The sequence below is a fragment of the Xylocopilactobacillus apis genome, assembly GCF_033095965.1.
Lineage (GTDB): Bacteria > Bacillota > Bacilli > Lactobacillales > Lactobacillaceae > Xylocopilactobacillus > Xylocopilactobacillus apis.
In genome coordinates this window covers 1,283,378-1,307,033 of the sequence record NZ_AP026801.1, presented here as the reverse complement: position 1 = coordinate 1,307,033, position 23,656 = coordinate 1,283,378, and the positions used below count along the sequence as shown (strand labels likewise).

At 35.0% G+C, this 23,656-nt stretch carries 29 protein-coding genes and 1 other RNA gene; 22 read left to right on the top strand and 8 right to left on the bottom strand.

Annotation, left to right across the window (positions count from 1 at the left end; all coding sequences use genetic code 11):
- On the top strand, positions 1-1,023 hold the full coding sequence (locus R8749_RS06245) for a YdcF family protein (RefSeq protein WP_317695025.1): 1,023 nt from the start codon (positions 1-3) through the stop codon (positions 1,021-1,023).
- Here the strand turns inward: R8749_RS06245 and R8749_RS06240 are convergent.
- Genes R8749_RS06240 through murI form a run of 4 tightly spaced genes read right to left on the bottom strand, consistent with a single transcriptional unit; the run spans position 1,010 to position 3,374 of the window.
- Positions 1,010-1,441 carry a DUF2507 domain-containing protein gene (locus R8749_RS06240; protein WP_317695023.1) on the bottom strand — a complete coding sequence of 144 codons (432 nt, stop codon included), beginning with the start codon at positions 1,439-1,441 and terminating at the stop codon, positions 1,010-1,012. The genes R8749_RS06245 and R8749_RS06240 overlap by 14 nt on opposite strands.
- Complete coding sequence (locus R8749_RS06235; RefSeq protein WP_317695021.1) at positions 1,434-1,961, bottom strand: metallophosphoesterase family protein; 528 nt, start codon at positions 1,959-1,961, stop codon at positions 1,434-1,436. The genes R8749_RS06240 and R8749_RS06235 overlap by 8 nt, the downstream gene beginning before the upstream one ends.
- Positions 1,936-2,562, bottom strand: coding sequence for an XTP/dITP diphosphatase (locus R8749_RS06230; protein ID WP_317695019.1), 627 nt, complete (start codon positions 2,560-2,562; stop codon positions 1,936-1,938). The genes R8749_RS06235 and R8749_RS06230 overlap by 26 nt, the downstream gene beginning before the upstream one ends.
- An 8-nt stretch (positions 2,563-2,570) precedes the next feature.
- Positions 2,571-3,374 (bottom strand): glutamate racemase, encoded by an 804-nt coding sequence (gene murI / locus R8749_RS06225; protein WP_317695017.1) that lies wholly within the window; start codon positions 3,372-3,374, stop codon positions 2,571-2,573.
- A gap of 161 nt (positions 3,375-3,535) precedes the next feature.
- On the opposite strand from murI, the gene R8749_RS06220 reads away from it, so the two are divergent.
- The 6 genes from R8749_RS06220 (at position 3,536) to hflX (ending at position 8,913) form a co-directional block, all read left to right on the top strand.
- The gene (locus tag R8749_RS06220; protein WP_317695015.1) at positions 3,536-3,952 is read left to right on the top strand and encodes a DUF948 domain-containing protein; all 417 of its coding nucleotides are present in this window, start codon (positions 3,536-3,538) and stop codon (positions 3,950-3,952) included.
- Positions 3,953-3,957: 5 nt separating this feature from the next.
- Positions 3,958-4,398: a YtxH domain-containing protein gene (locus tag R8749_RS06215; protein ID WP_317695013.1), complete on the top strand. Its 441-nt coding sequence runs from the start codon at positions 3,958-3,960 to the stop codon at positions 4,396-4,398.
- A gap of 58 nt (positions 4,399-4,456) precedes the next feature.
- On the top strand, positions 4,457-4,957 hold the full coding sequence (locus R8749_RS06210) for an NUDIX hydrolase (protein WP_317695011.1): 501 nt from the start codon (positions 4,457-4,459) through the stop codon (positions 4,955-4,957).
- A 210-nt stretch (positions 4,958-5,167) separates the two neighbouring features.
- Entirely contained in the window at positions 5,168-6,265 is a 1,098-nt protein-coding gene (locus tag R8749_RS06205) for a M24 family metallopeptidase (RefSeq protein ID WP_317695009.1), read from the top strand.
- Between the two features lie 119 nt (positions 6,266-6,384).
- Positions 6,385-7,623, top strand: coding sequence for an extracellular solute-binding protein (locus R8749_RS06200; RefSeq protein WP_317695007.1), 1,239 nt, complete (start codon positions 6,385-6,387; stop codon positions 7,621-7,623).
- A gap of 12 nt (positions 7,624-7,635) precedes the next feature.
- The gene (hflX, locus tag R8749_RS06195; RefSeq protein ID WP_317695005.1) at positions 7,636-8,913 is read left to right on the top strand and encodes a GTPase HflX; all 1,278 of its coding nucleotides are present in this window, start codon (positions 7,636-7,638) and stop codon (positions 8,911-8,913) included.
- Here hflX and R8749_RS06190 read toward each other — a convergent pair.
- The 3 genes from R8749_RS06190 to R8749_RS06180 all read right to left on the bottom strand — a co-directional run bounded on the left by R8749_RS06190 (position 8,906) and on the right by R8749_RS06180 (position 11,478).
- Positions 8,906-9,751 (bottom strand): YitT family protein, encoded by an 846-nt coding sequence (locus R8749_RS06190; protein WP_425613225.1) that lies wholly within the window; start codon positions 9,749-9,751, stop codon positions 8,906-8,908. The two genes, hflX and R8749_RS06190, sit on opposite strands and share 8 nt — an antisense overlap.
- Positions 9,752-9,945: 194 nt before the next feature.
- Positions 9,946-10,608 (bottom strand): histidine phosphatase family protein, encoded by a 663-nt coding sequence (locus R8749_RS06185; RefSeq protein ID WP_317695001.1) that lies wholly within the window; start codon positions 10,606-10,608, stop codon positions 9,946-9,948.
- Between the two features lie 39 nt (positions 10,609-10,647).
- A complete protein-coding gene (locus R8749_RS06180) occupies positions 10,648-11,478 on the bottom strand; it encodes an aldo/keto reductase (protein ID WP_317694999.1) in 831 nt (276 codons plus the stop codon).
- 89 nt (positions 11,479-11,567) lie between these two features.
- Here R8749_RS06180 and ffs point away from each other — a divergent pair.
- The 14 genes from ffs to tsaD all read left to right on the top strand — a co-directional run bounded on the left by ffs (position 11,568) and on the right by tsaD (position 20,558).
- Positions 11,568-11,664: signal recognition particle sRNA small type (ffs, locus tag R8749_RS06175), an RNA gene on the top strand.
- Positions 11,665-11,674: 10 nt separating this feature from the next.
- Positions 11,675-13,375 carry a DNA polymerase III subunit gamma/tau gene (dnaX, locus tag R8749_RS06170; RefSeq protein ID WP_317694997.1) on the top strand — a complete coding sequence of 567 codons (1,701 nt, stop codon included), beginning with the start codon at positions 11,675-11,677 and terminating at the stop codon, positions 13,373-13,375.
- Between the two features lie 2 nt (positions 13,376-13,377).
- Entirely contained in the window at positions 13,378-13,974 is a 597-nt protein-coding gene (gene recR, locus R8749_RS06165) for a recombination mediator RecR (protein WP_317694995.1), read from the top strand.
- A 2-nt stretch (positions 13,975-13,976) separates the two neighbouring features.
- Positions 13,977-14,243, top strand: coding sequence for a hypothetical protein (locus R8749_RS06160; RefSeq protein WP_317694993.1), 267 nt, complete (start codon positions 13,977-13,979; stop codon positions 14,241-14,243).
- Positions 14,244-14,245: 2 nt separating this feature from the next.
- Positions 14,246-14,875: a dTMP kinase gene (gene tmk / locus R8749_RS06155; protein WP_317694991.1), complete on the top strand. Its 630-nt coding sequence runs from the start codon at positions 14,246-14,248 to the stop codon at positions 14,873-14,875.
- Positions 14,872-15,201: a cyclic-di-AMP receptor gene (locus R8749_RS06150; protein ID WP_317694989.1), complete on the top strand. Its 330-nt coding sequence runs from the start codon at positions 14,872-14,874 to the stop codon at positions 15,199-15,201. Before tmk ends, R8749_RS06150 begins: the two co-directional genes overlap by 4 nt.
- Entirely contained in the window at positions 15,201-15,989 is a 789-nt protein-coding gene (locus tag R8749_RS06145; protein WP_317694987.1) for a hypothetical protein, read from the top strand. The genes R8749_RS06150 and R8749_RS06145 overlap by 1 nt, the downstream gene beginning before the upstream one ends.
- A complete protein-coding gene (locus R8749_RS06140) occupies positions 15,982-16,164 on the top strand; it encodes an initiation control protein YabA (RefSeq protein WP_317694985.1) in 183 nt (60 codons plus the stop codon). The genes R8749_RS06145 and R8749_RS06140 overlap by 8 nt, the downstream gene beginning before the upstream one ends.
- A complete protein-coding gene (gene rsmI, locus R8749_RS06135; RefSeq protein ID WP_317694983.1) occupies positions 16,148-16,993 on the top strand; it encodes a 16S rRNA (cytidine(1402)-2'-O)-methyltransferase in 846 nt (281 codons plus the stop codon). Before R8749_RS06140 ends, rsmI begins: the two co-directional genes overlap by 17 nt.
- Before the next feature lie 11 nt (positions 16,994-17,004).
- Positions 17,005-17,733, top strand: coding sequence for an acyl-[acyl-carrier-protein] thioesterase (locus tag R8749_RS06130; protein ID WP_317694981.1), 729 nt, complete (start codon positions 17,005-17,007; stop codon positions 17,731-17,733).
- 16 nt (positions 17,734-17,749) lie between these two features.
- The gene (locus R8749_RS06125; protein WP_317694979.1) at positions 17,750-18,295 is read left to right on the top strand and encodes a folate family ECF transporter S component; all 546 of its coding nucleotides are present in this window, start codon (positions 17,750-17,752) and stop codon (positions 18,293-18,295) included.
- Positions 18,295-19,008, top strand: coding sequence for a tRNA (adenosine(37)-N6)-threonylcarbamoyltransferase complex dimerization subunit type 1 TsaB (gene tsaB, locus R8749_RS06120; RefSeq protein WP_317694977.1), 714 nt, complete (start codon positions 18,295-18,297; stop codon positions 19,006-19,008). Before R8749_RS06125 ends, tsaB begins: the two co-directional genes overlap by 1 nt.
- Positions 18,992-19,546: a ribosomal protein S18-alanine N-acetyltransferase gene (rimI, locus tag R8749_RS06115; RefSeq protein ID WP_317694975.1), complete on the top strand. Its 555-nt coding sequence runs from the start codon at positions 18,992-18,994 to the stop codon at positions 19,544-19,546. The genes tsaB and rimI overlap by 17 nt, the downstream gene beginning before the upstream one ends.
- Positions 19,536-20,558, top strand: coding sequence for a tRNA (adenosine(37)-N6)-threonylcarbamoyltransferase complex transferase subunit TsaD (gene tsaD, locus R8749_RS06110; protein WP_317694973.1), 1,023 nt, complete (start codon positions 19,536-19,538; stop codon positions 20,556-20,558). The genes rimI and tsaD overlap by 11 nt, the downstream gene beginning before the upstream one ends.
- On the opposite strand, the gene R8749_RS06105 is transcribed toward tsaD, so the two are convergent.
- A complete protein-coding gene (locus R8749_RS06105; protein WP_317694971.1) occupies positions 20,545-22,485 on the bottom strand; it encodes an ABC-F family ATP-binding cassette domain-containing protein in 1,941 nt (646 codons plus the stop codon). The two genes, tsaD and R8749_RS06105, sit on opposite strands and share 14 nt — an antisense overlap.
- Positions 22,486-22,599: 114 nt before the next feature.
- On the opposite strand from R8749_RS06105, the gene murB reads away from it, so the two are divergent.
- Entirely contained in the window at positions 22,600-23,508 is a 909-nt protein-coding gene (gene murB, locus R8749_RS06100) for a UDP-N-acetylmuramate dehydrogenase (protein WP_317694968.1), read from the top strand.
- Positions 23,509-23,656 lie beyond the last annotated feature (148 nt).

The window sequence follows — 23,656 nt, the reverse complement described above, 5'->3', positions numbered from 1 at the left end:
ATGAAATCTTATGTGGGTTTAATTGGGAGCGGTTTGTTAATCGTTGCCTTTTTTTTAATTGTGCTTTTAATTTGGCAGCTAAAAAAAGAGCCTCGAACTCTTAAGTTGGGAATTTTATGTTTCACGAGCTTTATCTGCTTCTTTTTATCATTTCAGCTTTTTATTGGGATGCTTCGATCAAGTTATATTTTCTTAGGGATCGAAGCCATTATTATTACAGGCCTATTTATGATTTTTCCTTTTATTTTGGCCTGGTATCTACTTTATCAGTTAATAAAGCTTTGGATTCACGAAGCTCATACTTTTAGTAATTTTTTGCTGACCATTGCGGTATCTAGTTATATCTTTCTCCTAATTTTAGTAGGATTTGTAAATAAAGATCTTCCTACTTGGGGGAGAAAACTTTTATTTGTTGTGCCGCTTTCGACAACATATCTGACAATAACTTTTGTTAATTTTTTTCTTTCCAGTTTTATATACGGAATTTATTTGAATTTTAAGCAAATAAAAAGCAGCTGGGTAGTTGTTCTTGGTTCAGGGCTTATCAACGGACGAAAAGTTGGAAAATTATTAGGAAATAGAATCGAAGCAGCTGTTCGTTTAGCTTCCAAAATGAAGAAACCACCAAAAATTATTTTTTCAGGCGGGCAGGGTTCTGATGAACTGATCAGTGAAGCTGAGGCAATGAGAAACTATGCGGTTAAGAAATATAAACTTGAAGAATCAATGAGTTTAATTGAACCAAATTCGCGCAACACCAAAGAAAATTTAATTTTTAGTTCTAAATTAACGCAAAACGCCTTTATTTTTTGCACTAGTGATTATCACGTTTTTCGGGCAGCCTTATTAGCAAAAGAACTAAATATTAAAGCCAACGGCATTGGCAGTAGGACTTCGCTTTATTATCGCGGAACGGCTTTTTTAAGAGAATATCTTGGTGTGATGGTTATGCACAAAAAAAGACACCTGACAGCAGCAGGCATCATTATAATTTTATCTTTATTAAGAGCTATTGGGGGATAGTTTGAATCATAATCGAAACCGTTCGTTTTTTGTCGTCAACCGTGAATTGCCCCTCTGCCGGTCTTTCAATGGCTTCAGAAATTGATTTAGCTAAGAAGCCAGTTTCTAAGGCGAATTCAGGCTTCTTATCAAGGTTAAAACGTTGGCTAATTTCATTTCCTTCAATCTGAAACAAATAAATATCTTTTTTAACTTTAGAAAGGGAAATTTGGCCCAATCCCAAATTTTGAAAGATCGTCATGATATCGTTAATCGAACTAAATTCGAAATTATCTGCTAAATCTTTACCAAAGTAATAAAGAACTTTTTTGGTATCATTACCAAATATATTATTTAAAAGAATATCACGAATTAAAAATGATGAATCGCGCTGTTCGGGAGTAAGTTTTAAATAAGTTTCAATTTGGTTTTTATTCATTATTCCTCTTAACGATAAGTGGATTTTTTTCAATATCTAAAAGCTGGTCTTTTCGATTATAACAATAAATTAAATATTCAGTTTCGGTAATTTCTAAAATAACATAAGTTCCTCGTTCAGAGATAAAATTTCGCGGCTGAGAAATGCTGCCGGGATTAATAAAAAGAATTCCATCAATTGAACGGATTGAAAGCTGATGGGTATGACCATAACAAACAATATTGGCTTCTAATTTTTGAGCTTCTGACACCAATCTTTGTAAACCGCTGTTGACTCCAAAAAGGTGACCGTGGGTTAAAAAGAATTTAATTCCCTGATCACTGATTAGCTTTGTTGCAGGAAATTCGCCGTAATCCATATTACCGCTCACTGCAATAAATTTTTCAAAAAGAAGATTTGTTTCTGCAAGCTCAGAGTCACCTAGGTAAAAATAATGGTCAAAATCAGGATACTTGGAAAGCTTTTCAAGTAAAATTTCTTCGTCGCCGTGAGTATCACTGCAGATTAGTATTTTCATCATTTTTTCCTTTTATATAATCAGGCCAAGCTTTAATTAAATTATTCATAGCAAGACCGCGATGACTGATTTTATTTTTTTCAGCGGGAGACATTTCGGCAAAAGTTTTTTGAAGTGGGGGGTAGTAAAATAGAGGATCATAACCGAATCCATCATTACCTTGTAAATGATCAAGAATTACACCATCAACCCTGCCCGCTGTTTCAATTTTTCCGTGAGGTCCCATTACAACTAAAACCGTTATAAAATGAGCAGTTCGTTCTGGCGGTAAAACTTTAGAAAGATTGTTTAATAATTTTTGATTATTTGCTTGATCGTCATGATCTCCTGCATAGCGCGCAGAATAAATTCCAGGTTCACCGCCTAATGCATCAACTTCCAAACCAGAATCATCTGCGATTACAGTTTGATGGGTAGCTTCATAAATTTTTTGCGCTTTAATGGCTGCATTTTCCGTAAACGAATGACCGTTTTCAAATATTTCAGGTAAATTAGTTAAATCGTTTAGGGTTATAATTTCGTATTTTTCCGGCAGCTGAGAAAAAAAATTCCTGAATTCACGCGCCTTACCAATGTTTTTGGTAGCAATAATAATCTTTTCCATCTTACTTATTATAATCCAAGATGTTCAGATTTTATTGTTAATTTTGAGTTCAAGAACTGATTTGCCACGTGATCAAAATGGTTTGGCTGAGCAGTAGTATAAAATAAGTGTTTAGCTTGCCTTGGAAGTGAATCATGATTAAGATTTTCTCTTTCTAAATAATCTGCTAATTCTTTAACCGCTGATTTGCCCGCATCAACCATCTTAAAGCGCCCTTCAGTAGCTTTAAAGATTAAATCTTCGATAATTGGAAAATGCGTACATCCTAAGATCATTGTATCTGCTTGCTGTTCTTTTAAAGGCATTAAAATTTTTTCAATTTGATTTAAAACATGCTCACTTTTATAATCGCCGTTTTCAACTATTCTAACTAAATCTTGGGCGTCAAAATCGGTAACTGCTAAATTTGAATTTAGTTTAAGCAGATTTTCATCATATTTTTTACTTTTGACCGTTGCCTTAGTTGCTAGGACAATTATTTGATCATTTTTGGTTGTTTTAACCGCCGCGCGACTTCCAGCTTCAATAACTCCAAAAATTGGAATTTTAAGTTCTTTTTTAATTGTTGGTAAAGCAATTGCGCTTGAGGTGTTACAAGCACAAACAATTGCTTTTACGTTTTGCTGAACTAAGAAGTTAACAATTTTTCGACTGTAAAAAGTAATCTCTTTAGAAGTTTTAGTTCCGTATGGTAAATGAGCTTCGTCTCCAACATAAATAGTATCTTCGTTCTGTAAAATTTCTAGGTCTTCTTTTAAAGCAGTAAGACCGCCGATTCCTGAGTCAAAGTACCCAATCGGTCGATTATCCATGTCAACCTCCTTAAAAGATTATTCTATCTTATATTAATGGGGAAAGCCCAATCTTTTCAATTTAAATAAAAAATATTATAAAGTTTGAACTTTAAAATAATTGAGTTGGGATTAATTGCCTTTAAAGCATTTTTATGATATTTTTAGGTGCGGAGGTCGTTATGTCTGGAAGTGAAATAGCGCTGATTATTATTGCTGTTGCCTTTGCGTTGATTGCGCTTTTTGTAGTCTTATTTTTAATAAAATTATCAAAAGCAGTTTCTAAAGGCTCAGAGACAATTGAACAAGTTGAAAATACAATTAAAATTGCAACTAGTGAGCTGCAGGTTGTGTCTAAAGAATTAGAGGATATTTTAGCAAAAACTAATACTTTAGTAGGGGATGTTAATTTGAAAATGGATGAGGTCAATGACGCATTTATTGCTGTCGGAGATCTTGGAAAGTCTGCTTCAGAACTTAACTCAGCGACAAAAAACTTTGTTAAAAAAACAAACAAAAAAGGTAAAGGCAGTTCTGGAATGAAGGCATTAAGGTTTGCCCGAACATTATTTTCAGGACGCAGCAAAAAAGGAGTTTAATTAAAATGTCTAAAACAAGTAGTTTTATCTTAGGATTTATGATGGGAGTTGGAACAGTAGTAGCTACCACCAAATTTTTAACATCTGAAACTGGAAAAGCAATTCAGGATCGTTTGGGAGAAATGGGAGACGATTTAAAAGATCGTGTATCCGATTATTATGATTATGCTGATTCTACCGCTGAAGATATTAAAGAGTCTGCTCTTAATAAATGGGATGAGTTTAGCGATCGCTTTAAGAATAATGACGATTCAGAAGATTTAGATGATAACAACGTGACTGATTTAGAGTTTGATCTTGACGAAGATGGCACGATGCATCCAACTGGTAAAGAAGATACTTCAGAGTTTCAGCAGGTGACTTCAAACGTTGAAGAAGGTGCTGAAAAAGCTGTTGATCACGTTAAAGATGCCGTTGATGACGTTAAAAATGATCATTTATCTTAATTTACGTTTTAATTTGGGCGTTGGGTTCTGACCAACGCTTTTTTAGTTGGAGGAATAAATGGTGAAAAAATACCACCGAGCGTTTGGGGTTTATGGCATTATTACTATTGATAATCAATTGGTAGTTATTAAAAAGAATGGCGGGCCTTATATTAATCGGTTTGATTTACCAGGCGGCAGTTTAGAAGATGGAGAATCTTTGTGTAAAGCTATTGTGCGCGAGATTAAAGAGGAAACTGGATTAAATGCAGTTAATTTTGAGCAGCTGGGGGTGACTTCTTTTAAATATCCCTGGCGTTATGAGCGCTTTGAATTTAACCAGCATATTTGTGTGTTTTATAAAATTAATAAATTTGATGGTGATTTAGTATCTCAAGCAGCACAATTTTCAGGTCAGGATTCTCTGGGGGCAGAGTTGCTAAGTCTTACAGATTTAACGAGTAAGAATTCTTCTCCACTTGTTTTAAAAGCCAAAGAGTATCTGCAAAACGGTGGTATTTTTAAAACGAATGATCAAGTTTTTAAAACTTGGAAGGTTTTAGATCAGCCAGTATTTTAGTTTTAGATAAGTTCATTAATAATTGAGATCTTAAAAGAAGTTGAAATATTGAGCCTGAAATGTCTTTAACTTAATGATCATTGGTTTCTGCACTTTTAAATCTTTGTTTTGAATTAAGGGAGATAAAGAATTATATTGTTATCATTTCTTTTTTAATCATCTGATTTTATCGGTTTAGATTGTGATAAAATTGGATCAGAGGTGCATAAATTGAATAAACATTTAGAAAATTTAATCCAAGTTTTAGAAGATAATGATCTTGATTTAGCTTATATCAGCGACCCGACAAATATTTTTTATTATACTGGTTTTTTAGCTGATCCTCATGAAAGAACACTTGCTTTCTTTGTTTCTCGCAGTAGAAAGAATTTTCTTTTCACTCCTCAACTTGAGGTTTCTTCAGCGAAAGATGCCGGTTTTAGCGGCCAAGTTTATGGCTATCTTGACCAGGAAGATCCTTATAAAATAATTGCTCAGCACTTAACAGAGCTCTCAGATAAATTTAGAAATGTTGGAATCGAAAAATCCCAATTAACAATTGCTCGTTTTGAACAGCTGAAAAAAATTTTACCGCAAATCGATCACTTTTTCGATCTTACTGCAGCAATTGAACGGCAAAAACTCATTAAGACTAACGATGAAATTCAAAAAATGATGGGAGCAGGTGAAGAAGCTGATTTTGCTTTTGATATTGCTCAAAAAAATTGTCGACCAGGAATTACCGAAATTGAATTAGTTAATCAAATTGAGAGTGCATTACGAGAAAAAGGCGTTCTTCACGTTAGTTTTGATACTTTGGTTCAAGCTGGCAAAATGGCAGCCAATCCACATGGTGAGCCAACAACTAATCAGGTAAAAGATCACGATTTAGTACTTTTTGATCTTGGAACGGTTCACGAAAATTATGTAAGTGATGCGACAAGAACTTTTGCAGTTGGTGAAATAACTGACGAACAAAAAGAAATTTATGATGTTTGTTTAGAAGCACAGCTGACAGCGATGGATTATGCTAAACCCGGGATAACTGCTGCTGAACTTGATAAAAAAGCACGTGACATTATTACTAAACATGGATTTGGTGAATATTTTAATCACCGACTAGGTCATGGCTTAGGAACTTCTGTTCATGAATTTCCTTCAATTATGGAAGGTAATGAAATGATGCTTGAACCGGGCATGTGTTTTTCGATTGAACCGGGTATTTATGTTCCAGGATTCGCAGGAGTTCGAATTGAAGATTCAGTTCATGTGACAAAAAATGGTGTCGAACCTTTCACTCATACAAGCAAACAGTTAATAAAATTATAATTTAAAACAATTTACTTTGCCGTTGATTATGTCAACGGTTTTTTAATTTAAAAAACAACTAAAATAAATGTTAGAATAGAGCCAAGTAATTCATCAAGCCATTATTTGGGAGGAAGAAAATGCGAATCAAGAAAATAAAAATTTGGGGGATCATTGGTTTAATTTTTGCTTTTACCTTTTTGTTTGTTGGATGTTCAGATGACAATAATCAAACAATTAAACCCAAAGATGAAACTTTAAATAAAACTCCAAAGGGTAAAATTACTTTATGGGTCGATCCGAACTATATTTCGACCTATCAAAGTTTGGTAAAAGATTTCGAAAATGATTATCCGAAGGTCAAAGTTACAGTTGAAGGTAAGAAACTAACTGACGTAAAAAATGATGTAACCAAAGATCCTTCTAAAGCAGCTGATATTTTTATGACGACCAGTGATCAGGTTCCGTCTTTAGCTGAAGTGGGACTTTTATACCCATTAAGAGACCGTCGAGTTAAAGATGTTAATAATGATCATTCTGATGTTTCAATTAGAGGAATTACCTGGAAGCATGAATTGTACGGATATCCAGCAAGCATTAGCGCACAGGTCCTTTATTATGATAAAACACAAATAAATTCTAATGATTTAAAATCGTGGAGTAATTTGACCACGCAGGGAATTTTAGCAGTTAAATTTAATCAAACGGGTGCTAATTATATTTTTGCTCCTCAATTTATTAGTGCTGATAAAGATCGAATTAATACAGTTTTTAATGATAATTCTTATGGAGTTAATGTTTTAAAGTGGATCAAATCTCAAAAAAATAATCGTGGAATTTTACAGTCAAATGAACCACTTAGTGATCTAAAGTCAGGCAAAGCTCAATCTTTTATTGGAAGTTCAGACAATGCTAATCAGGTTAAAGAGGCGTTAAACAGTAAATTTGCAGTTGCGCCGATGCCTTCTATCAACACTAATCAAGAAAAGGTGCCTTTCAAATCGTTAGTTGAAGTTAAGCTTTTTGGAGTTAATCAGCAGAGTAAATATCCATTTGCGGCAATGACTTTGGCAGCTTTTTTGACTTCAAAGAAGTCAGAAGTAAAAGTTTTTCATGATCTAGGCTTAATTCCATCTAATAACAAAGCTCAAACTGACCCCAACATAAAAAATGATTTAGTGGTAAGAACAACGAATGTAATGAGTGATAATAAACACGCCGTAGTGCTTCCAAATGATTTTAAAACTAAGAAATTCTGGGATTCAATGGACTTATTAATTAATGATACCTATGAGGGTAAAATTAATGAAACTGATTATTTATCTCGGCTGCACAAAATAGAAAAGAGTTCGTTTAAAGGGAGAGAGATCTCTAGATAATAGGAGTAATTTTTGGAAGAAGACACAAAAAATAAAGTAATTATTGCTGGAGTTAATATTGGTGATCCCCGTTTTGAATCCAAAATGGAAGAGTTAAAAGGACTGGCAATGGCAGATAATTTTGAGGTTGTATCTGTTGTAGTTCAAAACCTAGATCATCGTTTGTCGGGTACTTATTTTGGTCAAGGGAAACTTGCTGAAATAAAAAATGAGCTAGCTGTTACAGAAGCTCAGGCAATTATTATTAATGATGAATTATCCCCCACCCAGATTAGAAATTTAGAAAAGTTTCTACAGGTTACGGTTCTTGATCGCACTGAACTGATTTTAGAAATTTTTGAAAGTCGCGCGCGCAGTAAAGCTGCAAAAATTCAGGTGGAAATTGCTAAATTACAATATGAGATGCCACGTATTCACCCTTCTTCAAGTAAACTTGATCAACAAGGCGGAGGAGGCGGAGGCCTTCATAACCGTGGGGCAGGTGAAACAAAATCTGAAATTAATCGGCGGACAATTTTAAAACAGATTAGTGAGTTAAAGGCCCGTTTGAAAAAAGTTGAAGCGACTCATGAAACTCAAAGTAAAGATCGTGAGAAGTCAGGCATCCCACAGGTTGCTTTAGTAGGTTATACGAACGCGGGCAAATCAACGACGTTTAACAATTTACCAAAGGCAATGGCTGCAGAATCAATTAAATTACAAGATCAAGTATTTGCGGCGAATATGCTTTTTGCAACTTTAGATACGACAATAAGATCGGTTCATTTACCTGATAAAGAAGAATTCTTATTAAGTGATACCGTTGGTTTTATTGAAGGGCTCCCGCATCAATTGGTTGAATCGTTTAAAACCACTTTACAAGAGGCAAAAGAAGCCGACCTTTTAATAAATGTCGTTGATTATTCGGACCCTAACTGCGATGAAATGATTGCAACTACAAAAAAAGTTTTAAGTGAAATTGGCGCAAATGAGATTCCAATGATAACTTTTTACAATAAATCCGATCTTTTGGCTAATTCATCTTATCCAATCATTAAAGAAAACGAAATTTTTGGGTCGGCATTGGATTCGGATTCTTTAAAACAACTAGGAGAACTGATTAAAAAGCATATTTTTCAAGGATTTAAAAAGGTGAAACTCTTTATTCCTTTTGATCAAGGAGAAATGGTTTCTAAAGTTATGAACAATTATCAGGTCGTGTCTTATTCGTACCTTAACGAAGGAACAGAAGTAATTGCTAATTTAAGCCCAGTATCTCAAGGTCGATTCAAGGAATTTATTATTAATTAGAATTAAGAAATCCATTACGAACTTCAGAGATATTATACGTAACTAAGAATGCTTTCGAATCGACTGTGAGTATTGAACTAACAAGATCGGGATAGTCGTTATTGCTCGTAACCACCATTAACATCTCTTTTCCGTCGCCGTTTTTTCCACCACGAACATCGAAGATCGTGTAGCCTTGTTCACTAGCTTGATCGATCAATTGTTTGATTTCTTCTAAGTGATTTTCACTCATGATATTAAGCATGATTTTGTGGTCAAAGCCTAACATAATATAATTCATTACCATCGAAGTTATTACAAGGGAAAATGTTGCTAAGAAGAAAGCATTGCTGCCGTCAACAAAAATATTGAAGAAGGTTACAATTGTGTCAATCACTAATAAAGTCACTGATGGATTAATGTGAAAATATTTCTTTAGAATCAAAGGGGGAACTGAAGTACCCCCAGCGGAAGCATCAACGTGATATAAAAGAGCAACTCCAAAACCAAAGACGGCTCCGCCGATTACCATTGCTAAGACATTATCCTCAACGACTTTAAAGCTGGGAGTAATCGCCATAAATAACGGAAGCAAGAAACTGCCGATTGCAATTTTAGCAACAACTTTTTTTCCAAGAAAACAGGCTGCTAGAATAATCATCAAGATATTAATAAGTAAAACTACAATTGAACGGTTCCAGCCAAAAGCAGCGGAAACAAGAATTGAGATCCCGGTCGCTCCACCTGCGGCAATGTTGATCGGCGCATAGAAAAAGTTAATACTGATTGAAATAATTTCGATTGCAATACAAATAACCAGCAGTTGAGTGAAAAAGTTCTTGTTTAAATTAACTTGAATTTTTTTCATTTAAATGTTGAAAGGGAAGCCCTCACTTTGACTCGAAAGAGTCTCTTTTTTTCTTTCCTTTCAATGTATTTTTGTTTAGCAAGGTGAACCTTATAGCTAAATAAGTCTTTTAATACAAGCGTTTATATAACTTACAAAAGTATAGCAAAAATGGTAATAAAAAAGCTCTCTATTTAGAGAACTTATTAAATATTTAATTTATTATAGTCTTTAATGTCGATTTCTGATTTGCTGTTAATTTCTATGGTTGTGATGCTGCCGTTTCTAGGAGAATCAGTAATGTCAAAGCCCTGATTAATTCCGTATCTTCCAGCGATACTGCGGATAGTTGTTCCATGAGTCACTAATAATACTGGATCAGCGGTAGAAAAATCTATTTTAGATGCTAGAGTTTTAAATGCCCTTTCAATTCGCTGCCAGTATTGATTAGCTGTTTCTGCATCTTTGAATGGATCAGCTTCGTGCATCAAATCTTTAGTCTTATCTAAGTTAAATTTATTAATTATTTCATTATATGTATGACATCCGGCAAGGTGTCCCGACATGATCCAAGCTTCACTAGCGTTCATCCCTTCAAAAAAACCATAAAAGCATTCTCGAAAATCAGGAATTTCAATACTTCGAGGTGAATTGGCTTTATTTTGTTCTAAAATAACTCGTACAGTATTGCGGGCCCGATTGGCATCGCTTGAACAGGTGTATTGAAAATGAGTGTTCTTAAAGATTTCACCGACTCTCTTGGCATCAGCGATTCCTTGCTCGGTTAAAGGTGAATCAGACCATCCCTGCATTTTGTTGTAACGATTAAAATAGGTTTGTCCATGGCGGATCAGATATACGATTGTCATATTTACTCCTAAATTTTTTCTTTTATTAGAATAACACTTTTAAAATTCCTGGTAGACGGCGGGATCTTGATTTTTGTTACGACCGTCAGGACGACTTAATTTATTGATTTCTTTTATTTCATCATCAGTAATTTCGAAATTGAAGAGCTGAAGGTTACTAAGCTGATGTTCATAACTTGATGCTTTCGGGATCGGCATGGTATTTAACTGGATCTCCCAACGCAGAATAATTTGTTGAGGAGATTTATGATATTTATTAGCCAGTTCAGTTATGATCGGTTCATTAATAACAGCTCTTCCTCTTGCCAATGGACTCCATGCTTGGGTCAAAATATGATGTTCTTCATCGTATTGACGCTGAATTTCTTGATTAAAGTAAGGATGAAGCTCGACTTGATTGATACTTGGCATAATACCTGTTTCTTTTTGCAGCCGATCGATGTGTTCAGGTAAAAAGTTGCTGACCCCAATTGATCGGATAAGACCCCATTTTTTGGCATCGATTAATGCTTGCCAGGCTTCAAGATATTGATCTTGAATGGGGTCGGGCCAATGAATCAAATAAATATCTATATAATCGAGTCCCATTCGGTAAATAGATTCTTGAATAGTTTGGATTGCTTCCTGATACTGATGATGGCGCCCGGGTAATTTTGAAGTAACAATTAGATCTGAGCGCGCAATGCCGGTTCTCTTAATAGCTTGTCCGACACTTCCTTCATTTTCATAATTAAAGGCACTGTCAATCAATCGATACCCTGCGTTGATTGCAGAAGTAATAGCCTCAATTCCAGTGGCTCCATTTAATTTATATGAACCAAATCCAATTTTAGGGAGGATTAACCCGTCATTTAGTTGATATGTTTCCATATGAGCTCCTTTCAATAACTAATAATATTTTACAGCGGTTTCATAGATTTTTTATCACTTATGGGTAGAAAATTATTCATTTTACGATATAATAGTTAACGGGCAATGGTATGCCGTTGAACCGTGTCAGGTCCGGAAGGAAGCAGCACTAAGGCGGAGGTATCATGTGCCTTTTTAGTATCCAAAGGAAATAATTATGTCTTATCAAGCTTTATATCGAAAATATCGACCGGTTGATTTTAACGGAATTGTTGGACAGCCGGTATTAGTACAGACTTTAAAAAATGCGATTACGACGGGTCATATTTCTCATGCGTATCTTTTTTCAGGCCCGAGGGGGACTGGAAAAACTACAACCGCACGAGTATTCGCTAAAGCAATTAACTGCCAATTTGCCAAAGATGGTGAGCCTTGCAATGAATGTGAGACTTGCTTAGGAATTAATAATGGCACTTTAGCTGATTACGTGGAAATTGATGCTGCCTCAAATAACGGGGTCGATGAAATCCGAAATATTCGCTCGCAGATTAAGTATGCGCCTTTGGTTGCAAATTATAAAATTTACGTTATTGACGAAGCGCATATGTTGTCGCTCGGTGCTTTTAATGCTTTATTAAAAACACTAGAAGAGCCGCCTTCATATGCGATTTTTATTCTGGCAACTACCAATCCTCAAAAGATCCCTGCAACGATAATTTCTCGACTTCAAAAATATAATTTTCATCGCCTTTCGAATGAAGATCTAACCAATCAGCTTGATTTTATTTTAAAAAAAGAAAATATTGAATATGATAAATCAGCGATTGATTCAGTTGCTCAGCTGGCAAATGGCGGCATGCGAGATGCATTAAGTATTTTAGATCAGGCAGTAACATTAAGTAATGGCAAGATCACTTTAGATTTAGTCAATGAACTAACTGGTTCAACGACTAAAGATTTGTTATTTCAGTATTTGAAATCAATTCATGATGGCGATGTAAAAAGTGCAGTTGAAGAAATTGACCAAATTATTCATGAAGGAAAAGATTTAGCTCAATTCATTCATGAATTCATTATTTTAATAAAAGATATTCTACTTTTAAAAAACAATATTAATCCAGTTTCTTTTACCTCAGAGGAGCTAGAGCAATTTAAAGAAATTCCAGCAGCTTGGTTTTATCAAGCACTCAAAGTTCTTAACGATGAAGATCAGCGCTTAAAAAAGACCGTTTATGCTGATCTTTTGATTGAAATTATGACAATTGAATTGTCTGATCTAACATCAATCGCGAAAACAACTTCAGTACAGTCTGAACAGCCACCAAAACAGGTTGAACAAATTCCAAAAATAACGATAAAACAGCCAGAGAAGAAGGTTGAATTTAAGCCAATTGAACAGCAAGTTGAAGTGGCTGAGACAAAAGAGAGCGATTCTTCTATAACTGGTACGTTCATTAACTATGAAGGAATGGATCAGGTGTTAAAAAATGCTACTCGTCAGTCACTCGAACAGTTGAACGAGAAATGGGAAGAGGTAATTAATGAAGCGGACGGAGAGTTAGCAGCTTTAATCAAGTATACTCATCCGGTAGCTGCATCTAACGATGGAGCCATTATCTCATTTAAATTTTTGCAATTTTTACAAAAATTAGATCAAAGGTCAGATTTACAAGCAGATTTACAAGAATTGACGGGCAATCTTAAAATCATGGGAATTTCTGATGAAGAGTGGCCAGAATATCGTAAAAATTACATTATTTCTTTAAAACAAGGTAAAGTTAAACCAGAAGAAACTAATCAAGAGGTTAATAATGAAAAAGAGTCAGCTGTTAAGGAAGACCATTCAGAATTAACTTCTAATATGGAGGCAATTATTAAGTTTTTAGGACCTGAAAACGTAAAAATAATTGATGATTAATTATGCAGTATCCAACTCAAATTTCAAAATTAATTGATAGCTTTATGAAACTGCCTGGAATTGGTGAGAAAACGGCAGCTAGAATGGCTTTTTATATCTTTGATATGTCAGATAACGATGTGACAGATTTTGCTCGTAACCTGCTTGATGTAAAGCGTAACCTGCATTATTGCACGATTTGCGGCAATATTACAGATGATGAAATCTGTGAAATTTGTCAAGATCAAACCCGTGACCGAAGCCAAATTATGGTTGTAGCGCAGCCCAAAGAAATTATTTCATTTGAGCGCAGTCACGAATATCATGGACTTTATCATGTTTTGCATGGACTTTTGTCACCGCTTGAAGGAACCGGACCAGAGGACATTAACATTGTTACTTTGATTAAAAGGCTTCGAGATGATGTGGTAAAAGAAGTAATTATTGGCACTGATGCCACTCCTGAAGGAGAAGCTACCGCAAGTTATTTATCTCGGCTGATTAAACCCGTAGGGATTAAAGTAACTCGTTTGGCCCATGGCCTAGCTGTTGGCAGTGATATTGAGTATGCTGATGATTTAACGTTAATGAGAGCTTTAGAAGGAAGAACGGTGATCTAGTTTTGCGAAAAATAAGAAATATTGACGCAGTTTATAATAAACAGCTCTTTGCCGCAATTCAGCAGCAGTTATCTGCTATCAAAAAACTGGAACACTATGACGAACTGGCGATTGACCAGAATGAACAGATGCAAGCTGTTGAAATAGTGCATAAACATCTTTATTATTTCTATCTTCGTCATTTGCGGCAGGAAAAAGTTATGGTTAGAGAAGTTATCAATGAAAAAGAAAAACAAGTTGAAGTAGTTTTTGGAACAAGCGGTAAGTAGAAATGTTTATATCATTTGAAGGAATTGATGGTGCTGGGAAAAGTACAGCTATTGATCAGTTAAAAAAATTTTTAATTGATTCACATTTAAATGAAAGCATAGTTTTTACCCGTGAACCGGGAGGAACTAAAATTTCTGAAGCAATCCGTCAGATTTTAATTAGTAATGACTATGAAAAAATGGATCCTTGGACCGAAGCACTTCTATATGCAGCAGCGAGATGCCAAAATGTAGTTGAAAAAATTCAACCTGCTCTGGAGTCTAACAAAGTTGTTTTAGCTGACCGCTTTGTTGATTCATCTCTTGCGTACCAAGGCGGAGGCAGAGGCTTGGGAATTGAGAACGTGGCAAAACTTAATAAATTTGCGACAGGTGATATCCTGCCTGATCGGGTTGTTTATTTTAAGGTCTCGCCCGAAGTTGCTCTTAGCCGTGTGCAGAGAAGAGCAGAGACTGATCGATTGGAAAAAGAACGAGCAGCTTTTTTTCAATCGATTAGCGCTGCTTATGATACACTAATTGCAAAAAGTCCCGCTCATTTTATAGTAATTGATGCAGGCAAAAGTCCTGTAGAAGTCTATCAAGCTTTAAAAGCAGCGGTTGTTCCATTAATTGAGGAGGCTATCCATTGAAGTTAATTATTGCAGTCATTCAAGACCAGGATGCAAATGAATTGAGTAATTCTTTTATTAAAGCAAATATTCGCGCAACAAAAATTTCTTCTAACGGTGGATTTTTAAAATCTGGGAATACAACTTTTATGATTGGGGTGGAAGATGAACGAAAACAAGAAGTGCTTGATATAATTAAAAGTATTTCTAAGTCTCGTTCTCAATTCATGACGGCACCTTTTCCAAGCCCTCAGAGTATTGATGACGGCTTTCAAGAACCGATTAAAGTTCAAGTCGGCGGGGCAACCGTTTTTGTTTTACCAATTGAAGAAACTTATCACTTTTGATGGATAATAAAAGTTATATTAATAATTTTAAGCAGCAGATTGATGAGGGAAAGCTCAGTCATGCATACTTGTTGAATGGCTTTTCGCTAACTAATATTAAAGAAGCTGTAAATTGGGTTTCTCTTTATTATTACTGCATCAATAAAACTGCAACTGGACCATGTCATAATTGTGTCAATTGTAAAGCAATTGAAAATCATGATTTTCCGGGGATAACCGAAATTGATGATGCTGACCAAATGATTAAAATTGATCAGATCAGAGAAATGACGGATAGCGCAGATTACAGTGATTTAGGCCAGAAAGCAAAATTTTTTATTATTAATCATGCTGAGTTAATGAACGAAAATTCTCAAAATGCTTTGTTGAAGCATTTAGAAAGTCCGGCAGATGATCGTTATTTCTTTTTATTAACTCAAAACATGCACCTATTGCTGCCGACGATTATTTCAAGAACTGAAGTGGTATATTTTCCGTCAGATTCTTCCGAAAAGAAAGATTTTGAGGATCCGGTAATTGATAAATTTGTTCGACTATTAGTTAAAAGAAATCCACTGGCGTATGTTGTTTTAACAACAGAACTTAGGCCGATTATTAAAGAAAAAGGCGACTCTTTTGTTTTATACGCCATTCGAAATGCTTATCATCAAGTACCAATTGATTCACAAATAGCTAGACAGTTAAAATTATTTAGCAGCAATTTCCCTCAAGTCAGTTACAATATCGATTTTCAGAGATTGATGGAAAAATTTTGTCTGGAAGTTTTAAGCGAGGAAAAATTTGAATAACGAAGAAAAGAAAGAAATTAAGATTAAAGGACATGTTTCAAGACCTTTAATCTTAAAAGAAATGTATCAGCAGGGTTTACATATCTGCAGTGTTTTTTTCGGTGACAAAAGAGAAGGAGATTGTCTTTTTTGCTTAGAAATTCTAACGAGAATGAAAAATGAATCAAAGAAATGATGAGAAAATAGGTACGTTATTTCTAATTCCAACCCCTATTGGTAATTTAGGAGACTTAACGTTAAGGTCTTTAGACACCTTGAAAGAAGTAGATCTTTTGTTGTGTGAAGATACGAGACACACGCAAATATTACTCGAACATTATCAAATTAAAACTCCAAAGTTAAGTTTTCACGAACATAATTCAAAGCAGCGAATTCCGGAAGTTGTTGATAAACTCAAATCGGGTCTTAATTTAGGCTTGGTAAGTGATGCTGGAATGCCGGTTATTTCTGATCCAGGAGTCGACCTCGTCAGTACATTAAGAAAACAGAAAATCCCGGTATTTGCCCTACCAGGTGCTAATGCAGCAACCACTGCATTGGTTGGATCCGGTTTTCCAGCTATTCCGTATACCTTTTTGGGATTTTTGCCCCGCAACGCGAAGGAAATTAAAGAAACACTTGACCATATTTATGATCAGACAATTATTTTTTATGAATCTCCGTATCGTCTTTTAAAAACAGTGAAGGTAATCGAGACAATTGATCCAATCTGGCAGCTTTGTACAGCCCGTGAATTAACTAAAATCCACGAAGAATATTTTGCAGGATCGGCTGATGAAGTTCTTAGACATTATGAAGAATTTCCGCCAAAAGGTGAATTTGTCGTTCTTTTAGCACCGAGAACTAAGAAGTTGACAGTTCCGGCTAAAGATCAATGGGTAGAGATAATTAAACATGAAATTGATAATGGAATTAGTCCTAATACGGCAATAAAAAATTTTGCTAAGAAGTATCAACTTGAACGTAAAATCGTTTATGATGTATATCATATGATAAAACAGTAAAGGAAAAGAAAATGAAAGTTTTTAAGCAAGAATATCAGGTTCCTTTTTTTGATTGTGATAAATTTAGAAATATGACTGCAATTTCAATAATTGATAACGTGATCCTCGTCTCAACACGTCAACTTGAAGAAATGGGTTACGGTGAAAAATGGATGAGAGATCGTAATCTTGGCTGGGTTGTTACGCAGTATGATCTTTTAATCGATCGAGCACCGGTTGATGAAGAAAAAATAGTGATTTCTACTTGGATTGAGAACTACAATAAGTTTTTTTCATATCGAAATTTTGCAATCGATACAATGGATGGTGAAAGATTAGTAACTCTTAAGTCAGTTTGGGTAACGCTAAATTTGGAACAGAGAAAATTAACGCCTCTTTCAGAAGAAATGATGGATTCGTTTGGTGCAGAGAAAAATGTAGTTGTTAAGACACCAAAAATTTCAATTGACCAAGAGAAATTGAACGATTTGCAGAAATTTAATATTCGCTATGCTGATCTCGATACAAATAACCATATTACTAATACGAGTTATATTACCTGGATGTTTGAAAGCTTGGGGATTGATTTTTTGGAAAATCACAAACTTAAAGAGTTACAAATTCGATACGAAAAAGAAATTCAAGATCGTGACTATGCAGAAGCTGGATTATATCAGGATCCAGATGATAGTTTAAAGTATTATCATCAAATTTTTAAAAGTGATAAAATTGCCTGCCAAGCAATGACAATTTGGCACTAGTATATAAAGGAGATCAATGAGAAAAGAAAAAAGTATTTGGCAAGGTCCAAAAGTTACCACATATTCAATTGCATTATTAGGAATTTTAATGGCACTTCACATCGTCATCAGTCGAGTAGGTACGATTAGAATAACTCGTGATCTCCGTTTTTCTTTAGTATTTATTGTAAGTGTAATTATTGCTTATTATTATGGCCCTTTGTGGACTGCAGCAGTTAATGGGATCTTAAATATTGTAATGTTTTTTGTTTTTCCAACTGGGGATCCATTTTTTGTAGGTTACATCATATCTGCAGTTTTAGGCGGATTTATTTACGGAATTTTTTTATATCCGCATAAGATAAGCATTGTGCGAGCAATTTTAGCAGTAGTTTTTGTTACATTGATCGTTAATCTTTTAATGAACGGTCTTTGGACTACTCTGATGTATAAAACTCCTTTTTGGATTTCATTGGGTGGAAGAGTATTTAAGGAGTTTGTCGTAATAATTCCGCGGATAATTATCACATATCTAGTTTTAGAAGGAATGTCTAGATTAAACTTAGAATCGAAGTTAAATTAATGTTAAGTTTAGGAATTGATTGCTCTGACTTTGGAGTCAGTGTTGCATTGGCTTATCAAGATGAATTAATTGTTGAAAATACAACGGCAGCAAATAAAAGGGCGAGTAAGTTTTTGATCACTCAAATTCAGCAGCTTTTTAATAATACTGGTCGATCGTTAACTGAAGTTGAAAAAATTGCAGTTGCATCTGGCCCGGGAAGTTTTACAGGGTTAAAAATTGGGGTAACCGCAGGTAAAGTGTTAGCTGCAGTTAATAATGCCCAAATTTATGGCATTTCAAGCCTAAAAAATTTGGCGTATCCCTTGCTGGGGACGAGGGTCCCTGTCTTAGCGCTGATCTCGGCTCGCCATAACAATTTTTATGCAGGGATTTATCAGAAACAGGGGGATAAAATCATTAATTTGATGCCGGATGTTTATGCTAATTTTTCAGTTATTAAAGAAAATTTAAGTCAATTTAATGATTTAATTATCATTGGTTCGGGACTTGATGAAATTAAAGAAGACTTAGAAGTGGCGGGGAGAGTTGTCGATGTAAAAGAAAACAACTTAATTCCGCGTGGCTTTTCAACAATTATTTTAAGTAGTGGGGAAGAACCAGTCGAAGCTGGGCTTTTTGTCCCTAATTATATTCGTGATCCGCAGGCAGTGTTAGTTTGGGATAAAAATAATCCTGATCATGAGAAAATAAATTATGTGGAAGAAATTTAAAGATTGGACCTCAAATAATTCTGGCTCAGAATCCAAATTTCAATCTGAACAAATTTTGATTAATAATCAGCTTTTTACTTTAAGAAGTGCCAATGAATCTGACATTGATAGATTCTTAAAAATGGAAAAAGAGCTTTATGAAGGTCGTACTCCTTGGGATGCGGGTGCTTTTACTCGTGAAATCAGACGTCATCAGGATGCTCTTTATTTGATTCTTGAAAATACCAATGATTTAGTGGCTTTTATTGGTTTAAATTGGAATCATGAAGAGTCTCATATAACTAATTTTGCGGTTCTAACATCTTATCAAGAACAGGGGATTGGCCGCTGGCTGCTTAATTATGCAATTGATTATTCGAGAAAGTTAAAGGCTAAAAAGTTAACGCTTGAGGTCAGTGTGGAAAACAATATTGCAATTCATCTTTATCATACAGTAGGCTTTCGGGACGGAAATATAAAAAGGTTTTACTACAATTTCAACAATGGAGATGCAATGAATATGGAATTAGATTTAGAACGCAAAGAGCATGAAGAATAATAAACAAATTATATTGGGAATCGAATCAAGCTGTGATGAAACCAGTGTTGGAATAGTTGCTGATGGACATGAATTACTGGCCAATGTGATAACTTCTCAAATCAATAGTCATCGGCGCTTTGGGGGAGTAGTCCCTGAGGTTGCCAGCCGTCACCACGTTGAGTACATTGACTACTGTATTGAACAAGCCATGAAGAATGCCGATCTTAAATTTTCTGATCTAGATGGAATTGCAGCTACTTATGGGCCAGGATTAGCCGGGTGTTTGATGGTTGGATTAACTGCAGGTAAAATGTTAGCAGCTCGTCTTGATCTGCCGTTTTATGGAGTTAATCACATGGCGGGTCATATTTATTCTGCTGCTATTAATCATGAGATTAAATTTCCAGCTTTAGCTCTTTTAGTTTCCGGCGGACATACAGAATTTGTTTATTTGAAAGATGAACTAAGTTTTGAAATTCTCGGTACGACTTTAGATGATGCAGTTGGTGAAGCTTATGACAAAATTGGAAGGTTAATCGGATTTAATTATCCGGCTGGTAAAACAATTGATCAAGCTGCTCAAAAAGGAGAATTGACTTATGATTTGCCGCGGCCAATGCTCTACACTCATGATTTGAATTTTAGTTTCAGTGGAATTAAAACAGCAGTTCGTGAATTAGTTGAGAAAGAAAAACGTCAAGATACGCTCAACGTCAATAATTTAGCTGCCAGTTTTCAAAATGCAGTCGTTGATGTTTTAACTGCCAAAACTAAAAAAGCCCTTGAACAAGTTGATGTTCAAGAACTCATTATTGGCGGGGGAGTTGCTGCTAATTCTCTTTTGAAGAGTCGAATGACTGAACTTATTTCAAATGATTTTCCAGATTGTCAGTTAACAATTCCTCCAGCAAGACTGTGTGGCGATAATGGAGCAATGGTTGCAGCGTTTGGTTCAGTTCTTGCAAAACATCAAGAAGTTTCTGATTTAACGCTTGACAGTAATCCGAGTCTGTCTTTTAGGACAGCGTAGAGTTAAATTCATCGATTTCTTCGCCTTTTTCGGTCCAAGCAGTCATCGCTTCATCTAACAGTTCTTCAGTTTTTTCAATTTCATTCGTCAAATCATTTAATTTATCAAGATCATATCCATTTTCTGGTTTAGCAGCTTCTTCTTGCAGCTCAGCCAGAATTTTTTCGTTTTTGGCGATAATTTCTTCGTAATTTGCCTGTTCTTTGGTTAACTTTCTTAATTGTTTCTGTTGTTCAAAGGAAAGTACTGGCTTTGCTGAATCGTTTGGAGCACTATTTTTAACTTTTGTTTCAGATTTAACGATCTTCTTTTCATTGGGTTCATTGTTTTTCTCAGAATAGTAATCCCAATTACCAAGATAAGTAACGGAGCCATTAGGGGTTAAGTCGATTGTTTTATCTGCTAGTTCATTAATAAAGAATCGATCGTGACTAACAAATAGAATAGTCCCTTGATATTTATCTAACGCGTGTTCCAAGACTTCCTTCGAATTAATATCTAAATGGTTAGTTGGCTCATCAAGGATAAGTAGATTGTTTCCTTGTTCCATCAAAATTAAAAGTGCTAAGCGGGCTTTTTGACCGCCTGAAAGTCTTTCAACTTTAAGATTGACCTCGTCGCCGGTAAAAAGGAGTCCAGCCAATTTCTTTAAAACATCTCCTTTTTCAAGCAGCGGAAATTCATCCCAGAATTGGTCAATTACTGTTTTTTCAGGATTTAACTGTTGAAATCCTTGATCGTAATATCCAACATCAACATTTGAGCCTAATTGAAAACTGCCGCTAATCGGCGGAATCTGACCAATCAAAGTTTTAACTAAAGTAGATTTTCCTCGTCCATTAGGCCCGATCACTGCAATCTTTTCACCGATTTTTACCTCAAAATTGATGTTTTTAACCAGTGCTTCTCCATCGTATCCAACAGCTAAGTCATGCGTTGAGAGTACCATATTTCCACTTCTTTTTTTGGCATTAAAATTAAGATGGATTGATTTATCTTCAGAAGCAGGGTGATCCATTATCTCCATCTTTTCGAGCTGTTTTCGCTTACTTTGAGCTCTCTTGGTAGTTGATGCCCTAGTAATATTTTTTTCAACAAAAGTTTCTAACTTGTTCATTTCCTTTTGCTGTTCTTCGTAGTGCTTTTCTTCTTCGACATCTTGTTTTTGAGATTCAGTCAAATAGAATGAATAATTTCCAGAATAGGACTTGAACTTGCCATGATGAAACGCCAAGGTTCTAGTTGTAACCCGATTAAGAAAATATTGGTCGTGGGATACGATTACTAACGCATTATGGTATGACTTAAGATAGTCTTCCAGCCAGATTAAAGTGTTAAGATCTAAGTGGTTAGTTGGCTCATCTAAGAACAAAAGGTCAGGCTGCTTTAAAAGGATTTTAGCAAGTGCTAGTCGAGATTTTTCGCCGCCAGATAAGTTTGGTACAGGTTCATCATAACGGCTTTCAGGAAAGTTAAATCCAGCTAAAATTTTCCGGATGTTGGCATCGATTGAATAACCATCTTCTTTCTCAAATTTTTGCATTGCTTGATCGTATTGGGCTAAAAGACTGTTAACTTTTTCTTCATCTTGCGCAGTTTTAGAAATCTCTTGTTCAAGCTGTTCAGCTTTTTCTTTTATTTTTAAAATTGGTGCAAAAACAGTCTTCATCTCTTCGTAGACGGATAGATCAGAGTCTAGTAGAGCGTCCTGGGCAAGATAGGCAACATTAATTCCTGGCTGAGTAATAATCTCTCCTCCGTCAATGGGAATAATTTTTGCGAGCATTTTGATAAGAGTGGATTTACCAACTCCATTCGGGCCAACAATGCCGATTTTTTCATTTTTTTCGATCTTTAGATTTAGATTTTCAAAAATTATATTGCTGTTAAATTCTTTTTTTAAATTGTTTGCTTGTAATATACTCATGTTTCATCACTTTAATTTTTAAACTTTGAATACTATCATAACATGATTGAAGCTTAAAATTATCTCGTCTGTCATGTTATGATGATTGTAAATATTTTAAATACAGGTTGTCTAGTGGAAAAAAATAATAAATTTGTTGTGGAATCAAAAGTTCCTATTAAATATGATGTTTTGATGTCTAACTATACGTATACTTTAACAGGTGGTCCCGCACAGTATTTGGCAGAACCTAAAACTTTTGCTGAAATTAGTTATTTAGTGAAAAGATCAATTGAGTTTGAAATTCCTTATCTCATATTGGGAAATGCTAGTAACGTCATTGTTTCTGATCAGGGACTGAAAGGACTGGTTATCATTACAACTCATTTCTCAGAAATTAAGAATAACGGTCTAAAATTAATTGTGGATGCAGGTGCAAAGTTAAAGGACATTGCAGATAAAGCAGCTGAAGAATCATTGACTGGATTTGAGTTTGCTTGTGGAATTCCTGGGACTTTGGGCGGAGCCATTTTTATGAATGCGGGAGCATACGGGGGAGAAATGACTGATATAGTTAAGGAGATCACAGCTCTTGACGCCAAAGGTAATATTAAACAATATTCCCACGATGAGTTTTCGTTTAGTTATCGACACAGCTTAGCACAAGATCAAAATCTAGTTATTCTTCAGGCTGTTATTAGTCTTCAGGTCGGGTCTAGACAAGAGATTATAACTAAAATGAAGGAATTAAATGACCGCAGAGCCGCTCGTCAACCGTTAGAGCTGCCTTCTTGTGGTTCTGTGTTTAGGCGTCCACCGGGACATTTTGTAGGTCCAATGATTCAAGAAGCGGGTCTACAAGGTAAGCAGATTGGTGGAGCACAAGTTTCAAAGAAACACGCAGGATTTATTGTTAATATAGATCATGCCACAGCGACCGATTATATTAATTTGATTCATTTAATCCAAGAAACGGTGTTTCAGAAATTTGGAATTCATTTAAAACCAGAAGTTCGTTTTTTAGGCTTTGATGAGCAATCTTAAAAATTGTTAAGCAACCATTTGTTGTTTTAATTTATTTTTAAAAGACAGTAATTCAAAGCTTTTTTTATATCCTGGATAAATTTATTTTTTATTTATTTAGATGCATAAGTTCTTTATAAAAAACGATTATTATATATTATAATAAAAA

Bases quoted from the DNA above. Each gene is read 5' to 3' on its own strand.
- R8749_RS06245 (WP_317695025.1), top strand. From the start codon at position 1: ATGAAATCTTATGTGGGTTTAATTGGGAGCGGTTTGTTAATCGTTGCC.
- R8749_RS06240 (WP_317695023.1), bottom strand. From the start codon at position 1,441: ATGAATAAAAACCAAATTGAAACTTATTTAAAACTTACTCCCGAACAG.
- R8749_RS06235 (WP_317695021.1), bottom strand. From the start codon at position 1,961: ATGATGAAAATACTAATCTGCAGTGATACTCACGGCGACGAAGAAATT.
- R8749_RS06230 (WP_317695019.1), bottom strand. From the start codon at position 2,562: ATGGAAAAGATTATTATTGCTACCAAAAACATTGGTAAGGCGCGTGAA.
- murI (WP_317695017.1), bottom strand. From the start codon at position 3,374: ATGGATAATCGACCGATTGGGTACTTTGACTCAGGAATCGGCGGTCTT.
- R8749_RS06220 (WP_317695015.1), top strand. From the start codon at position 3,536: ATGTCTGGAAGTGAAATAGCGCTGATTATTATTGCTGTTGCCTTTGCG.
- R8749_RS06215 (WP_317695013.1), top strand. From the start codon at position 3,958: ATGTCTAAAACAAGTAGTTTTATCTTAGGATTTATGATGGGAGTTGGA.
- R8749_RS06210 (WP_317695011.1), top strand. From the start codon at position 4,457: ATGGTGAAAAAATACCACCGAGCGTTTGGGGTTTATGGCATTATTACT.
- R8749_RS06200 (WP_317695007.1), top strand. From the start codon at position 6,385: ATGCGAATCAAGAAAATAAAAATTTGGGGGATCATTGGTTTAATTTTT.
- R8749_RS06185 (WP_317695001.1), bottom strand. From the start codon at position 10,608: ATGACAATCGTATATCTGATCCGCCATGGACAAACCTATTTTAATCGT.
- R8749_RS06180 (WP_317694999.1), bottom strand. From the start codon at position 11,478: ATGGAAACATATCAACTAAATGACGGGTTAATCCTCCCTAAAATTGGA.
- dnaX (WP_317694997.1), top strand. From the start codon at position 11,675: ATGTCTTATCAAGCTTTATATCGAAAATATCGACCGGTTGATTTTAAC.
- recR (WP_317694995.1), top strand. From the start codon at position 13,378: ATGCAGTATCCAACTCAAATTTCAAAATTAATTGATAGCTTTATGAAA.
- tmk (WP_317694991.1), top strand. From the start codon at position 14,246: ATGTTTATATCATTTGAAGGAATTGATGGTGCTGGGAAAAGTACAGCT.
- R8749_RS06145 (WP_317694987.1), top strand. From the start codon at position 15,201: ATGGATAATAAAAGTTATATTAATAATTTTAAGCAGCAGATTGATGAG.
- rsmI (WP_317694983.1), top strand. From the start codon at position 16,148: ATGAATCAAAGAAATGATGAGAAAATAGGTACGTTATTTCTAATTCCA.
- R8749_RS06130 (WP_317694981.1), top strand. From the start codon at position 17,005: ATGAAAGTTTTTAAGCAAGAATATCAGGTTCCTTTTTTTGATTGTGAT.
- R8749_RS06125 (WP_317694979.1), top strand. From the start codon at position 17,750: ATGAGAAAAGAAAAAAGTATTTGGCAAGGTCCAAAAGTTACCACATAT.
- tsaB (WP_317694977.1), top strand. From the start codon at position 18,295: ATGTTAAGTTTAGGAATTGATTGCTCTGACTTTGGAGTCAGTGTTGCA.
- rimI (WP_317694975.1), top strand. From the start codon at position 18,992: ATGTGGAAGAAATTTAAAGATTGGACCTCAAATAATTCTGGCTCAGAA.
- tsaD (WP_317694973.1), top strand. From the start codon at position 19,536: ATGAAGAATAATAAACAAATTATATTGGGAATCGAATCAAGCTGTGAT.
- R8749_RS06105 (WP_317694971.1), bottom strand. From the start codon at position 22,485: ATGAGTATATTACAAGCAAACAATTTAAAAAAAGAATTTAACAGCAAT.